This is a genomic window from Roseibium sp. RKSG952, from assembly GCF_009711355.1.
In genome coordinates this window covers 106,322-121,624 of the sequence record NZ_SMMF01000960.1, presented here as the reverse complement: position 1 = coordinate 121,624, position 15,303 = coordinate 106,322, and the positions used below count along the sequence as shown (strand labels likewise).

Here is a 15,303-nt window from a genome sequence, read left to right as displayed (position 1 = left end):
CCGATCAGCTTTCCGGCGGAGCGCCGCCCTCTTCCGTACGACGGGCAATGAACGCACGCAACGCCTCTGACCGATCCACATCATGAGCCGGGGCGTCGAAGTTCTCAACGATATTCTTCCAGATCCCTGTGGCCCTGTGATTGGCGTCAATCGCGCCGCGTTCGCTCCAGGTACCAAAATTGGACCAGTCCCCAACCAACGGCTCGTAGAACTGGGTCTGATACCGCTCCATCGTGTGCCCGGCACCAAAGAAATGGCCCGATGGTTGAACCTCGCGCAATGCGTCCAAAGCAATGTCGGCATCCGTTGCCGGAGTACCCGCACACAGCTCAGCCACCATCTGCAACACTTCCAGATCAGTGATGATCTTTTCAAACGAAACCGTCAGCCCACCTTCCAGCCAACCTGCCGAATGGATGACCACCGTGGCGCCGGCCATCAGGCACCCCCACAGGCCGAACTGTGTCTCGTTCGCGGCCTGCGCGTCATTGACATTGGCCGCGCTGCCCCCGGCACAACGCCAAGGCAGCCCGACCCGACGGGCCAATTGGCCCGCAACCAGTGAAGCGGTGAAATGCTCAGGCGTCCCAAATGCAGGTGCCCCGGATTTCATGTCCACATTGCTGGTAAAGGTCCCGTAGCAAACCGGTGCGCCAGGTTTGGCAAGCTGGGTCAGTGTGATCGCCGCCAGCGCCTCGGCGTGGCTCAGCGTCATAGCCCCGGCTACGGTGATCGGGGCCATCGCCCCCATCAGCGTAAACGGTGTCACGATGGACATTTGACCTGCGCGTGCGAAGTCGATCAGACCTTGCGCCATAGGCATGTCAATCACACGCGGCGAGTTTGTGTTGATGATCGTGTAACACCAGGGCTGCGCGTTGAATTCATCGTCGGTCAGTCCGCGAAAACTGCGCACCATCTCGAACCCGTCCATCACCTGAGGCGTTCCGCGGGAATAGATGAATGGAACCTTGTCGCTCAGCGTCAGTTCTGCCTCGGTCATCGCGTAGTGGCGCAGGTGCATAGGAATGTCCTGCGCCTCGACCAAAGGTGGAACCATGTGCAGAACATCGAAGGCTTGGGTGATCTGAACCATCTCGCGAAAATCGCTCAGCGTTCCCGGCCGCCGCCCGCGTTCAAGATCGGTCGCATGTGGTGCACCGGCACCGGGCTGAAAGACCAGTCGCCCCAGTTCCAGCGTGATGTCCCGATCCGGCACCGCCCCTTTCATGACGATAGAACGTGGCGCGGTTGACAGCGCAGCCTCGACCATTTCACGGCCGATATAGACCATCTCATCATCGACGCGCGCGCCGCCCTGCTGAAACAGCCTGCGCGCCTCAGGCAGCAAGACCTTGATCCCGATCTCTTCCAGAACGGTCAGTGAGGCCTGATGCAGCGCTTCGATCCGATCCTCGGTGAAAGCCGCCATGGGCGGGAACGGATTGCGCAGATTGCGATAGTCCACCTGCCGCTGCGGTGTTTCCGCAGCTTCGGCTCGTGCTCTGCGACCGCGCCGTGTCATGCGCGCATCGCCTTGCCTTGCGGATCATACGGGGATGGCGCAATCACACGCGCAGGCCTCTCGACACCAACAACGTGAACCGACAACTCTGTCCCCGGTTCAGCCTTGTCGCGATCAACCAGCGCCATGGCCAGTGACTTACCCGTGTAGTGCCCATACCCGCCTGACGTCACAAACCCGACACGCTCACCGTCTTGCCAGACGGGTTCATACCCGCTGGCATCCGCATCCAGCGCATCAACTTCCAACGTCACCTGTACCTGAGCCGGACCGTTTCCATCACGCTCTGCCAAGGCGGCATCTTTACCGATAAAATCCTTGCCCCAGTCGATCCAGCGATCCATCCCCGTCATCCCGGGGGTATAGAGTTGCGTGAACTCCGCCGACCAGATGCCAAAGCTCTTTTCCAGCCGCGTTGACAGCATCGCGTTGAAGCCGCATTCGCGAATACCTTGGTCAGCTCCGGCCTCAAGCAGCATCCGGCGCAGCTTGATATGATCGCCGTAACGGCAGTTGATCTCATAACCCTTTTCGCCTGTGACCGACATGCGCGCGACTCTGGCCCGCACAAGGCCGATATCGAAGTCGCCACATCCCATGAACTTCAGGCCCGAGATGTCCTGCTCGGCCAGCTTTTCGACCACATCCTGCGATTTCGGTCCAACAACAGCAAAGCCGCAGTATTCCTCGCCCAGATCCCGGATCTTGACGCCATCTATCATGTGATCGTCAAACCAGCGCATATGCCAGGCACGCAGGTAGTAGCTGCCCATGACCCACCAGGTACCGTCACCCCAGTTCAGTACAGTCAAATCACCCTTCAGTCGCCCGTTCTCACCCAGCATCGGGGCTAGTTTCGCGCGACCCGGAGCGGGGAGCTTGGAGGCCATCACCTTATCCAGCCAGAGTTCTGCATTCGGCCCGGAGACCTCGAAACGGGAAAAGCCCGAGATATCCATCAGGCCGACGCCTTCCCGGATTACTCTGCACTCTTCGGCTACGATGTCATGCGCGTTTGACCGCTTGAGCGTGGGCGTTTCCTCAAACCCTTTCGGTGCAAAATAAAGCGGCACTTCAAGATCCCAGCTCACGCCCCACTTACAGCCCGCTTCGGCCATCGCATCATGCGCCGGGGCCATCTTTAGCGGGCGCCCCGCTGGAAGCTGTTCGTTCGGATAGGTCATCACGAAGCGGCGGGAATAGAACTGACCCGTGGTTTCGCGGATGTAACGTTTGTTCTGGGCAAAATCACCATAGCGCGCCACGTCCATCGGCCACGCATCCGCCTCAGGCTCTCCGTGGATCATCCACTCGGCCAATGTCTTGCCGACACCGCCACCCTGCAGGAAACCCGCCATCACAGCGCAGGCCGACCAATAACCCCGCTTGCCCGGCACAGGACCGACCAGTGGGTTGCCGTCTGGTGAGAAGGTAAAGGCGCCATTCACCCAAGTCTTGATGCCGACATTCTGGATCGACGGGTACCGTTCAAAACCCAGCGTCAACTCATTCTCGATCCTGTCGAGCTGTTCCTGAAACAACTCTTCGCCATAGTTCCATGGCGCGCCATCCATGGCCCAGTGTTCGTGATCGACCTCGTAAATCCCGACCAGAACACCCTTCTGGTCCTGCCGCATATAGGTGAAACCTTCGAGATCGACTGTCATCGGCATCTCGAAATCAGCAGCAGCCACTTCGGGGACCGAGTCAGTAATCAGGTAATGGTGTTTGAGCGGCGAAACCGGCAGTTCGACGCCTGCCATACGGCCCACTTGCTTGGCCCAAAGCCCGGCCGCATTGACCACATGTTCACAGGTGATCGTGCCCTTGTCGGTCACGACCTGCCAGCCATCATCAGTCTGGATCAACTCCTCGACCTTGGTTTCCTCGAAATACTCCGCGCCGCGTTTCTTTGCCGCCGTTGCATAGGCCTGAACCGTGCCGGTCGTATCGATATACCCCTCACGATCTGCCCACATCGCACCCAGTACACCATCTGTTGACATGATCGGGCATCGGCGCTGCGCCTCTTCAGGTGACAGCAACTCACAATCATCGATACCGATGGACTGGAAGATACGATAGTTGGCCTGCAGCCATTCCCAGCGCTCAGGCGTACCGGCAAGAGTCAGACCACCGGTCATATGCAAGCCGATGTTCTGCCCCGACTCTTTCTCGATCTCGCTCAGCAGATCAATCGTATAGGCCTGCAGCGATGCCATGTTCGGATCGGCATTCAGCGCATGAATACCCCCGGCCGCGTGCCACGAAGACCCCGATGCCAGACGCCTGCGTTCCAACATCACCACGTCCGACCAGCCAAACTTGGCCAGATGATAGAGAACTGAGGCGCCAACAACGCCACCACCGATGACTACTACGCGATACTGAGATTTCATCCCGACCTCCCCTGGATGATTCACAGCAGACGCTAGTTGCACTGTTCACTTCTGTCTAGACATTTCTGTACAGTCCAAAGCAAATGATGACTGCACCATTTGCTGGTCAATTTTCAAAGACTGGCGCTAGGGCGGGCCTGAACCTTTTCAAACCATCCGAGGGTGGCAGTATTCCCCTCTGGAATTCGCATTTTGATCACACGAGCGAAATCGACAAACACGAATGTCGAGATATCGGCGAGCGAAAACGCCTCTCCGGCGACAAACCGACTGTCCTGAAACCGCTCTTCCAGCAAATCAAAGAAAGCGCCCACCCGAGCAATCCCTCGCTGCGCAAGCGCTGGGATTTGCTCGTAATTCACCGTCCCCGGAATAGCCCGATCTTTGAACGCAGGGTGCGTATTGCGCAAAGCGTCGGCAACAGGCGCACCGCCCTGCTGCTCGACAATCGAATTCCACATCAGAACCATACCCTTTTCATCTGGGGTTCGTCCCATGAGTGGCGGTTCGGGAAAACGCGCTTCGAGATAAGCCGCTATCCCAAGGTTTTCGGTCAAAACGCCACCCTCGTCGGTGACCAAAGCAGGGATCGTTGCGCGTGGATTCACAGCGCGAAACGCCTCGCTCAACTGTTCGCCCTTGGCGATCGAAATCTCGCGTGTCTCGATCTCCAAACCCTTTTCCGCAATAAACATTCGGGCGCGGCGTGGATTGGGGGCGGTTGAGCAATCGTAGAATAACATCGGCGCAGTCCTTCCTCGGGCAAACACCCGAAGGTTAGACTGCATTCACATATCGGATCGAGTCACATCCTGATGTGACCCTGCGGCATCAGAATTCAGCGGCGATAGATGAAACACCGACCTTCGACCGCACCTTCGGGCAGCGGAAGCTCTGATAGACCTTCAAAATACATCCGGTCACTCGATACCATCAGCCCACCGGGGGCCAGCAATGGTTCAATCAGGGGTGAGACGAAACGGGCAAAGACATCGTTCTTTTCCCGGTTGTGACCACCAAGGTCCGCATGGATCAGGCTGGCTGTGGCCCCAAACCGTTCGACGGAAGCCGGCAGGGTTTCACGAACATCGCCCAGAATAAGCTGGTCATCTGACGGAGTGGAATCCGGGTGCGAGGCCACTGCTCTTTCAAAAACGTAGATCTCACGCCCCAGAATGCGCTGCATCATGTGGTGGTACGTGCGACCGTTCCCCAGCCCAAGCTCGAACACAGGACCTGTCTGATCCGCTGTCTGATCGATGGCAAAATCCAGACACGCACGCTGTGACACCATGCGGTCGATGAAAAGATCCAGACGGCTTTGATTGTCGGACACGTTAAAATCTCTCTCTGATACCTGTTGGCAGCCAGGATGGTGCCGAGCGTGCCCTAGATGACAAAAACTCAACACTTTGTGTAGGTGCATTGCCCTCAGTTTCACAATTCCGCGACATTTCAGCCCAAGAAGGGGTTTGACTATTGAGTCCCAAGCGCGCGAAACTGTGACAAAAAAACAGGGAGTTGTAATGCCGACCTCAATACACGGCCAACCAGGCGGGGATTCCGCATGACGGCCTTGTTATCTGTGCGCGACCTGAGCATCGGCTTTGGCGCAGGTGAAGCCGTTGTCAAAGACGTAAATTTTGACGTTGAACCCGGGCAAACTCTGGCATTGGTTGGCGAATCCGGGTCTGGAAAAACCATCTCTTGCCGCGCTGCGCTCCGCATTCTGCCCCGAACAGCGCAAATTCGCAGCGGTTCAATCACGCTGAACGATTCGAAGGGCACGGCAGAACTCACCAAAATCACCGAGCGGCAAATGCGCGATATTCGCGGCAACCGAATCTCGATGATTTTTCAGGAACCCATGCGGTCCCTGTCCCCACTTCATAAAATCGGCAATCAGGTCAGCGAAGTTCTGTGGCTGCACCGCAACGCATCCGAGGCGCAAGCGCGCAAAGAAGTTCTGACCCAATTCGAGCGGGTCGGCTTTCCCGATCCTGCCCGCGCATACGATTCCTATCCGTTCGAGTTGTCCGGCGGCATGCGTCAGCGGGCGATGATTGCCATGGCGATGGTCTCGAAACCGGATCTGCTGATTGCCGACGAACCGACGACTGCACTTGATGTGACCACACAGGCGCAGGTTCTTGGGCTGATCAAGGAACTGCAGCGGGAAACGGGCATGGCCCTGATCCTTGTGACCCACGATCTGGGCGTGGTTGCGAACATGGCCGAACAGGTCGTTGTCATGCACAAGGGGCGCGTGATGGAGGCCGGACCGGCCGAGTTGATCCTGAACGATCCCGCCCACCCATACACACGCCAACTCTTTGACGCAGCGCCGGAAATCCCTGATCAGGATGCCGTCGGCATTCCGATGCCAGAGGAAGATCTGATCCTCGAGATGAAGGATGTCTGCAAAACCTACACGATGCGATCCAGCAAAGGTTGGCGATCAGACAAACAGATCTTCGCCTGTCGCGGTGTCGATCTGAAGCTGGCCCGCGGCAAAACGCTGGCCGTAGTAGGTGAAAGCGGATCCGGCAAGACCACCACAGCCCGGATCGCCCTCGGCGCTGAACTGCCCGACGAGGGCGGAGAAGTCCTGTTTCGGCCCAGCCCCGATGATGACACGATCAAAGTTCATCGCATGACTCGCGCAGAACGTACGGCGTTTCAGCGCAAGGCACAGATGGTGTTTCAAGACCCCTACAGTTCGCTCAGCCCCAGAATGCGCATTCAGGACGCCATGACCGAACCGTTGGAAATCCATCGCATAGGTACTACCTCCGAGCAACGCGACAAGGCTGCTGAAATGCTCAAACGTGTCGGCCTGAACTCGGATATGCTCAAACGCTACCCTCACGCCTTTTCTGGCGGGCAGCGCCAGCGCCTGTCGATTGCCCGTGCAATGATGCTGGACCCGTCGCTGATCGTTTGTGACGAACCGACTTCGGCACTTGATGTATCCGTTCAGGAACAGATACTTACGCTTTTGGAAGAACTGCAGGACAGCCTGAACCTGTCCTACTTCTTTATCTCTCACGATCTGGCGGTTGTCGCGCGCATCGCCGACGAAGTTGCCGTCATGCGGCAGGGTCTCGTCGTCGAACAGGCCCCACCCGAAACACTGTTTTACAACCCCCGCCACCCATACACCAAGGCGTTGATCGCCGCCCAGCCCGAGCCTGACATCAATCGCCCGATCGACCTGAAACTGGTTGCATTGGGCGCTGGTGCGCCAGACAGTTGGGATGACGCCTTCAGATTCTCCGACTCCGTGATACCCTCACTCGTGGAGATGGAGCCCGGCCATAAGGTACGTTGCCATGTTTAAGACCACTCGAAATTTGTTTCTGGCCACATCTCTGGCCGTGACCTGGATGCTGCCCGCCACGGCAGGAAACATCCCTGATCTTCAGGAAAGCGCATTCTGGAAGTCCGAAGTTGAAAACGGAAACCTTCCTCCGGTTCAGGATCGTATCCCACAAGAACCCCTGATTGTCGATCTGTCCGCCAAAGGGCGCGAGTTCGGAACGCCTGGCGGAACCCTGCGCACGATGGTTACCCGTTCGAAAGACATCCGGCAGATGGTGGTCTATGGCTACGCCCGGCTGGTTGGTTTTGACGAGAACTACAAAATCGTTCCCGATCTGCTGGAATCCTATGAAAACGAGGGTAACCGGAAATTCACTCTGCATCTGCGCGACGGGCACAAGTGGTCCGACGGAACACCCTTTTCCTCAGAAGACTTCCGCTATTGGTGGGAAGATGTCGCCAATAACGAACTGCTCAGCCCCTCCGGCCCGCCAGATTTCCTGATTGTCGAAGACAAACTGCCAACGGTTTCCTTCCCGGATGAAACAACCATTGTCTACGAATGGGAAGATCCCAATCCGGACTTTCTGCAATCGCTTGCTCAGGCTCGCCCGCCCTTCATCTATCGTCCGGCCGAGTTTCTGAAGCAGTATCACGAGAAATTCGCCGATCCTGACAAACTGGCGTTTGAGGTTGATGACGCGCGGGTCAAAAGTTGGGCTGCACTCCACAACAAGCTCGATAATCTGTACAAGTTCGACAATCACCAGCTGCCCACCTTGCAGCCTTGGCTGAATGCAAGCTCGGGCAAGAAAATTCGCCACAACTTCGTGCGCAACCCATACTATCACCGCGTCGATACAAACGGTGTTCAACTGCCCTATATCGACGTGGTCGAGATGGAGATCGTGGCTCCGGGTTTGGTCGCAGCCAAGACGAATGCGGGTGAAAGCGATCTGCAAGGACGTGGGCTGGCGTTTCGTGACGCCTCGATCCTGAAAAAAGGCGAGGAACAAGGCAACTACAAGACCTTGCTTTGGAAGACTGGTGTGGCCTCGCAAATTGCGATTTATCCGAACCTGAATTTTGCCGATGATGGCTGGCGTGAAGTGCTGAGGGATGTACGCGTCCGCCGTGCACTGTCGCTTGCCATCGATCGCAAGACGATCAATCAGGCGCTCTACTTCAAGCTGGCCCACCCCGGTGCGATGTCGGTGCTGCCGGCTTCCCCCTTCTATGACGAAGAAAACGCTCAGGCGTGGGCGCAATATGACATCGATCAGGCCAATGCCCTGCTGGACGAGGCTGGGCTGGATCAACGCGACGGCAATGGCATCCGCCTGCTGCCTGATGGCCGCCCTATGGAGTTGGTGATTGAAACAGCGGGCGAGCGGCAAGAGGTTGAGAACGCCCTGCAGATCGTGACTGACAACTGGCGCGACATAGGTGTCAAACTGGTCATGCGTCCGCTGGATCGGGACATCCTGCGCAACCGTGTATTTTCCGGCAACACCATGGCCTCTGTCTGGTTCGGCTGGGATGATGGCATTCCACAGGCCCATACCTCGCCTGCTTACCTTGCACCGACTGATCAGGTCTTTCTGGCCTGGCCCAAATGGGGTCAGTACTATCAGACTGGTGGCGAAGCCGGTGAGCCGCCTGACATGCCCGACGCGGAACGCCTGATGGCTCTGGCCCATGACTGGGAGGTTGCGACAACCGACGAAGAGCGTGAGGCTGTCTGGTCCGAGATGCTCAAGATTCACGCCAATCAGCTCTATGCAATCGGAATTCTGAACGGTGCCCCTCAGCCCATCGTCGTTTCGAACCGCCTGCGTAACGTGCCTGAAAAGGCGATGTGGGCATGGGAACCGGGGGCGCATTTCGGTATCCACCGCCCTGATGAGTTCTTTTTCGCCGACTGACAGGAGCAGCTAAATGATCATGCTGCGCTACGCGGTGTACCGCTTTTTCACGATGCTGCTGACGCTGCTGGTGGTGTCGGTGTTGATCTTCGTGATCATCAACCTGCCGCCCGGCGATTACCTGAGCAATCAGATTGCCGAACTGCAGGCCTCGGGCCAATCGGCCGGAGTCGCCAAGGCTGAGTTCCTGCGCAAGGAATATGCGCTGGATCGCCCCATGTGGGAGCAATATCTGATCTGGATCGGATTTTGGCCCGGTCCACACGGCTTCGAAGGATTACTGCAAGGCAATTACGGCTGGTCGTTCGAATTTGATCGGCCCGTGCGTGAGATCGTCGGCGACACACTCTGGCTAACCGTCGTTGTGAACCTGGCTGCGATCCTGTTTGTCTATGCCGTCGCCCTGCCATTGGGCGTCATTGCTGCGGCCAGATCACGAACATGGATTGACTATACATCGGCCTTCGTCGGTTATCTGGGTCTGGCGACCCCGAACTTTCTGCTCGCGTTGATCCTGTTTTACTATGGCCATCGCTACTTCAACCTGCCGATCGGCGGCCTGATGGACCCATCCTTCGAAGGCCAGCCGATGAGCTGGGAAAAGCTCAAGTCCATTCTGGTACACCTGATCGTGCCTACCTTCGTCATCGGCACCTCGGGTGCCTCCGCCATGATGCAGCGCCTGCGCGCCAACATGCTGGACGAGCTGGGCAAACCCTATGTCGAAACGGCCATCGCCAAAGGCATGGCGCCGTCGCGAATGCTGACCAAGTATCCTCTGCGCGTGGCGTTCAACCCTTTTGTGGCCGATATCGGCAACCTGCTGCCGTCGATGGTTTCAGGCTCGGTTCTGGTCTCGGTTGTTCTCGGCCTGCAAACCATCGGCCCCACCCTGCTGACGGCTCTGAAAACCCAGGACCAGTTCCTGTCCGCTTTCATTCTGATGTTCGTGGCCCTGCTGACCCTGATCGGCACCATGATCTCTGACATCCTGCTGGTCATGCTTGACCCGCGCATCCGGTACGAGGGGCGTGAAGCATGACCCATAAACCCGACGGTCGTTATGTCGACGACGCCCCATTCGATCCGCAGGCGGCCCTGCAACAGCTTGAACGCAAGGATCTGGACGCCCCCAACTGGGTATTGGTCTGGCGCAAGTTCAAAACCCACAAGCTGGGTCTGATTTCGGGCATCTTCCTGCTGCTGTGCTACCTGATGCTGCCATTTGCGGGCTTCATCGCCCCTTACGGACCCAATGATCGCAATGGCGAACATCTCTATGCGCCACCGCAATCGGTGAACTGGTTCCACGATGGCAAGTTCATCGGGCCTTACATCTATCCCATAGTTGCCGAGGCCGATCTGGAAACCTTCCAGTGGAAATTCGTCCCCGATACCGAAGACCCGCGCCCGATCCGGTTCTTCTGTGAAGGATCGGAATACAAGCTTGCTGGCCTGATCAAATCGGACACCCACCTGTTCTGCGCTCCCGAAGGCGCGACCCTGTTCCTATGGGGATCAGACCGTCTGGGACGCGACGTGTTCAGCCGTATTCTTTATGGAGCCCAACTGTCGCTGACTGTTGGCCTGATCGGTATCTCGGTCTCTTTCTTCCTCGGCATCCTGTTCGGGTCGATGGCGGGATACTTTGGCGGGCGCATCGACTGGGTGATCAACCGAGTTATCGAAATTCTGCGGTCCCTGCCTGAACTGCCGTTGTGGCTGGCACTATCTGCCGCGGTCCCGTCGAACTGGAGCCCCGTTGCGGTCTTCTTCATCATCTCGATCATTCTCGGCATTCTTGACTGGCCCGGCCTCGCCCGATCCGTGCGCGCCAAATTCCTGTCGCTACGCGAAGAGGAATATGTGCGCGCGGCTGAAATGATGGGCGCAAGCTCGGGCCGTGTGATCCGCAAGCACCTTCTGCCCAATTTCATGTCGCACCTGATCGCTTCGGCCACACTGTCGATACCCGCCATGATCCTCGGGGAAACCGCACTCAGCTTCCTCGGCCTTGGCCTGCGTGCTCCGGCGGTCAGTTGGGGCGTCATGCTGAATGACGCGCAGAACCTCGCCTCAATCGAAATCTATCCATGGACCGCGATCCCGATGTTGCCGATCATCGTTGTTGTTCTGGCGTTCAACTTCCTGGGTGATGGCCTGCGTGACAGTCTGGATCCGTATCAGCAATGACACTGCTCGCGTCGCTTCCCTCAACTGACACCTATGAAGTAAAGGGCACAGGCGCGCGGCCCAGCGTGTTTGCGGTGTCCGAACTCGCCACGGCCAGTTTTGCTGCGGTGGGTCAGGAACTGGCGCGTTTTCTGGTTGCTCAAAACCTGACCGATAAACCACCCAAGGTAACAGTCGATCATCGCCTCGCATCGCTATGGTACGGCTACTCCTTCAAACCCGATGGCTGGGAAATGCCCAGCCTCTGGGACGCCGTGGCTGGTGACTACAGGGCCTCGGATGGCTGGATCAGGCTGCACACCAACCTGCCGCATCACCGTGCCGCCGCTTTGAAGGTTCTCGGCACCAGGGCCGATCGTTCAATCGTTGGTCAGGCCATTAGGGATTGGGCAATTTCCGATCTTGAAACCGCGATCGTGGCCGAGGGTGGCGTTGCCGCTGCAATGCGCAGTCGGGCTGAGTGGCTGGACCACCCTCAGGGACGGGCCGTGGCCCGTGATCCCCTGATCGGTTGGCAGGGGCCACGCAGCATCACTTTGCGCGAACGCCCTGAGGCAACGGCTGATCGCCCGTTGGCAGGCCTGCGCGTATTGGACCTGACCCGCGTTTTGGCCGGTCCGGTCTCGACCCGTACTCTGGCCGGTTTCGGGGCCGAGGTTCTGCGCCTTGATCCACCCGGCTGGGACGAACCCGGGGTGATCCCGGACATCTCCCTTGGCAAAACCTGCGCGTATCTGGATCTGAAGTCGCCCGCTGGTCTTGAACGACTGAAGGAACTTCTGTCGCAGGCCGATGTGTTCGTGCATGGATACCGCCCCGGCGCGCTCGACGCGCTTGGGTTGGACAAAACTCAACGGGATTCACTGGCCCCCAACCGAATTGAGGTCACACTGGACGCTTACGGCTGGCAGGGGCCATGGGCCATGCGGCGAGGTTTCGACAGCCTTGTTCAGATGAGCTCGGGTATCGCGGATGCCGGGCGCGAATGGGCCAAGGCTGATAAACCAACCCCGTTGCCCGTACAGGCGCTGGATCATGCGACCGGTTACTTCATGGCCGCAGCAGTGCTCTCGGCTCTGGCCGAGGCTGCCTTGCATAACGCAGTGATGGATGCGCGCCTGTCCCTCGCCCGTACGGCTGAACTGTTGGCAAGCCTTGCTAAATCCAGCGAGGGCGAAGACATCACGGCCGCCAAAGCCGACGACTATACCGAAAACACCGAAGCCTCAGGCTGGGGACCGGGCCACAGGCTGAAACCCGCATTAAGCGTCGGAAACGCGACCATGCGCTGGTCTCTGCCCGCACCAAAAACGGGAACCTCCGAACCGGCCTGGCCCTCATCGCAACCCTGAGCGTCCGCCGCGCGTAGCGCGCGGCCCGGCCCAACGCTTTTGTCCCGCGTCTCGTCAGAGGCGCAGATCAAATGGGGCGGGAGAGGCCCTTACCGATCATCCCCGCCGCCCGGACCAATATCATCCAGATAATCCTCGTCGATGGCGGCCTGTACCGCGCCGGTCACAGCTTCGCGCTGTTTGGGGGTCAGGTCTTCGGCCTCTTTCCCATCCGCCAGCCGGACGGTGACTTCACGGTGGGCAAAGCGGATACCTTCGCGGGCAAACAGCTCTCGGATTTCCTGATACACTTTCTTGCGCACCAGCCACTGATCCCCCGGCTTGGTCATGAACTTGACCCGGATGATCATGGCCGAATCCTGCATCTCGATTACACCCTGCGATTTCAACGGCTGGATAAAGTTCTCGCCGATCACTGGGTCGCTCAGCAATTGCTGGCCCAGCTTCTTGATCAGTTTCCGCACCTTTTCGACATCCGTGTCATAGGTGACCCGCAGCGGCAGCTTCATGATCACCCAGTCACGGGAATAGTTGGTCAGAACCTTGATCTCACCAAAGGGAATGGTGTTCAACGCACCCAGATGGTGACGCAACTGCATGGAGCGGACCGAGATTTTCTCGACCGTTCCTTTGACATCACCGATATCGATATACTCGCCCTTCCGGAACGCGTCGTCCAACAGGAAGAACGCCCCCGAAAAGATATCCCGCACCAAGGTCTGAGAACCAAAACCTACAGCCAGTCCGACAACACCCGCACCGGCGAACAGCGGGCTGACATTGATGCCCAGTTCCATCAGCACGATCAGAACGATGGTGACAACGACGACGGCCAGGATTGCACCCCGGAACAGTGGCAGCAGAGTTGCCAACCGGCTCTGTCCGCCCTCACCACCCTCATCGCCCAGCTCAGCTTCTGCGGTCCCGTCATCGGATTCCTCGGCAATCTTGCTGTCGATCCAGATGCGGAAGAAATGGAACAGGATATAGCCGATGAAGATGATCACCATCACATCCAGCGCCCGCTCGACCGGCAGGTCCTGACTCCAGTCGGCTTCAGGATACCAGATCACGACAAGCGCATAGGCCCCGATGACAAAGGCCAGAATACCTGCGACCCGCCGGGCCAGATCTTCATAGGTTAGCAGATAGTGTTTTCTCTGCTCAGCCTCGGCGGTCTCTGCCATTTCGACAACTTCGCCCTCAACCACTTCGGCATTCATCTCTTCTATCTTGCGCGAGCGATCGAAGTAGCGTTCCAGCATGTAGTTCATCGCGCCATATGCGATGACCACGGACATGAAGATCAGATACGAGCTGACGATCAACGGCAACGGCGTCGGGTTTTCCAACGCAAGGTCAACCGCCAGACGGAACCAGCTGAACCCGATATAGACGATCAGTGCCGGTGCCCATCCAAACGAAACAAAGCGCAGCAGCCACGAGACCTGATCCGCCGCTCGCCCGCCCCGGATGGCATTCGAAATGGCACGCGCATTGAACAGGATCATCAGGATGTTCCCCAACGCACCCACCATGGTCAGGCTGCCGTACACCATGGCATAGACGTTGTAGTTAAGGCCAAAATCAGCCACCCAGGTCGCAAACAGGACGACCGAAATATCATAAGTCGCCAGTGCCGACGCCCAGATATACAACCGCTTTGCATCGCGATCGGAAAACGGGGGCAAGCGATATTGGCTCAGGAAAGGTGACAGCACCATCCGCCACAGATCGGATACGGTGCGGGCCAGGAAGAACGCGCTAAAGATTGCCGTTATCGTAAACTGGATCGAGATATCTTCGGCTTCGCCAAAGAACAGATACCCAACGATCAGCGCCATGATCATGGCAAATATCGTGGCGCCGATCCCCATAAGGAAGCGGAACACCAGGAACGGCATCTTCTCGCGATAGCCCTGCGGGTTTTCCTTGATCCGCGCGACAACCAGCCGCTTGGCTATGCGTTTTCCGTAGATCTCGATCGACAGCCACCGGCCCAGCAAAAGGAACAGGATGTTCCAGCCAAGCACTTCGAAATAGGTCTGAATACGGCCGTCCGGACTGGTTTGGCGCAGAATGTACTGCACTTCGAATATCGAATAGGGCAAAGCCTGAAGACGGGATACAAGCGACTCGCGGAACTTGGAAAACCGCTCCTGCGCTTTCATCAGCTGCGATCCGTCCCCCATGGGATCGGAAGATGCTGCCTCGGCTGCGGCATCAGTCTGCTGACCCGCCGACGAAACGACCTGACCCGCGCTGTCGATCACGATCACACTGGCTCCGGCCTCGGTGGCAGAACGGATTGCCGTGGCCAGATCGCTGTCGGTCGTGGTCGCCGTTTCGCTACCTGAACCTGAGGAATAGCCCGGGATTAACGAGGTTTGCGCCACCGCACCCGTAGCAAAGGCTAAGGCCGCAGTCCAAATGACCAGAATTAGTCCGGCGAGAAAGTTCGTTTTCATAGGGTCTTGCATCCAACTCGATTGCTGCCCGACAGACTACAGAACCCCCGGGCGGTGTTCAAATACTCCCACGGACATTTTTGACATCGTGTGGACCCGTGTTCTTGGCGCAATGATCCG

At 57.9% G+C, this 15,303-nt stretch carries 10 protein-coding genes; 5 read left to right on the top strand and 5 right to left on the bottom strand.

Features of this window, described 5'->3' with window-relative positions:
• Window positions 1-4: 4 nt before the first annotated feature.
• The 4 genes from E1297_RS41820 to E1297_RS41805 form a co-directional block, all read right to left on the bottom strand.
• Window positions 5-1,525, bottom strand: coding sequence for a trimethylamine methyltransferase family protein (locus E1297_RS41820; protein WP_155148887.1), 1,521 nt, complete (start codon window positions 1,523-1,525; stop codon window positions 5-7).
• Entirely contained in the window at window positions 1,522-3,924 is a 2,403-nt protein-coding gene (locus E1297_RS41815) for an FAD-dependent oxidoreductase (protein WP_155148885.1), read from the bottom strand. The genes E1297_RS41820 and E1297_RS41815 overlap by 4 nt, the downstream gene beginning before the upstream one ends.
• A 113-nt stretch (window positions 3,925-4,037) precedes the next feature.
• Window positions 4,038-4,667: a glutathione S-transferase family protein gene (locus tag E1297_RS41810; protein WP_155148883.1), complete on the bottom strand. Its 630-nt coding sequence runs from the start codon at window positions 4,665-4,667 to the stop codon at window positions 4,038-4,040.
• 95 nt (window positions 4,668-4,762) lie between these two features.
• A complete protein-coding gene (locus E1297_RS41805; protein WP_209016318.1) occupies window positions 4,763-5,260 on the bottom strand; it encodes a class I SAM-dependent methyltransferase in 498 nt (165 codons plus the stop codon).
• 231 nt (window positions 5,261-5,491) lie between these two features.
• On the opposite strand from E1297_RS41805, the gene E1297_RS41800 reads away from it, so the two are divergent.
• Genes E1297_RS41800 through E1297_RS41780 form a run of 5 tightly spaced genes read left to right on the top strand, consistent with a single transcriptional unit; the run spans window position 5,492 to window position 12,715 of the window.
• On the top strand, window positions 5,492-7,264 hold the full coding sequence (locus tag E1297_RS41800; protein ID WP_155148879.1) for an ABC transporter ATP-binding protein: 1,773 nt from the start codon (window positions 5,492-5,494) through the stop codon (window positions 7,262-7,264).
• Window positions 7,257-9,170, top strand: coding sequence for an ABC transporter substrate-binding protein (locus tag E1297_RS41795; RefSeq protein ID WP_155148877.1), 1,914 nt, complete (start codon window positions 7,257-7,259; stop codon window positions 9,168-9,170). Before E1297_RS41800 ends, E1297_RS41795 begins: the two co-directional genes overlap by 8 nt.
• 19 nt (window positions 9,171-9,189) lie before the next feature.
• Window positions 9,190-10,212 carry an ABC transporter permease gene (locus tag E1297_RS41790; RefSeq protein ID WP_209016331.1) on the top strand — a complete coding sequence of 341 codons (1,023 nt, stop codon included), beginning with the start codon at window positions 9,190-9,192 and terminating at the stop codon, window positions 10,210-10,212.
• Window positions 10,209-11,363, top strand: coding sequence for an ABC transporter permease (locus E1297_RS41785; protein WP_155148872.1), 1,155 nt, complete (start codon window positions 10,209-10,211; stop codon window positions 11,361-11,363). Before E1297_RS41790 ends, E1297_RS41785 begins: the two co-directional genes overlap by 4 nt.
• Entirely contained in the window at window positions 11,360-12,715 is a 1,356-nt protein-coding gene (locus E1297_RS41780) for a CoA transferase (protein ID WP_155148870.1), read from the top strand. The genes E1297_RS41785 and E1297_RS41780 overlap by 4 nt, the downstream gene beginning before the upstream one ends.
• A gap of 89 nt (window positions 12,716-12,804) precedes the next feature.
• On the opposite strand, the gene E1297_RS41775 is transcribed toward E1297_RS41780, so the two are convergent.
• Window positions 12,805-15,183, bottom strand: coding sequence for a mechanosensitive ion channel family protein (locus E1297_RS41775; protein WP_155148868.1), 2,379 nt, complete (start codon window positions 15,181-15,183; stop codon window positions 12,805-12,807).
• Window positions 15,184-15,303: the final 120 nt, after the last annotated feature.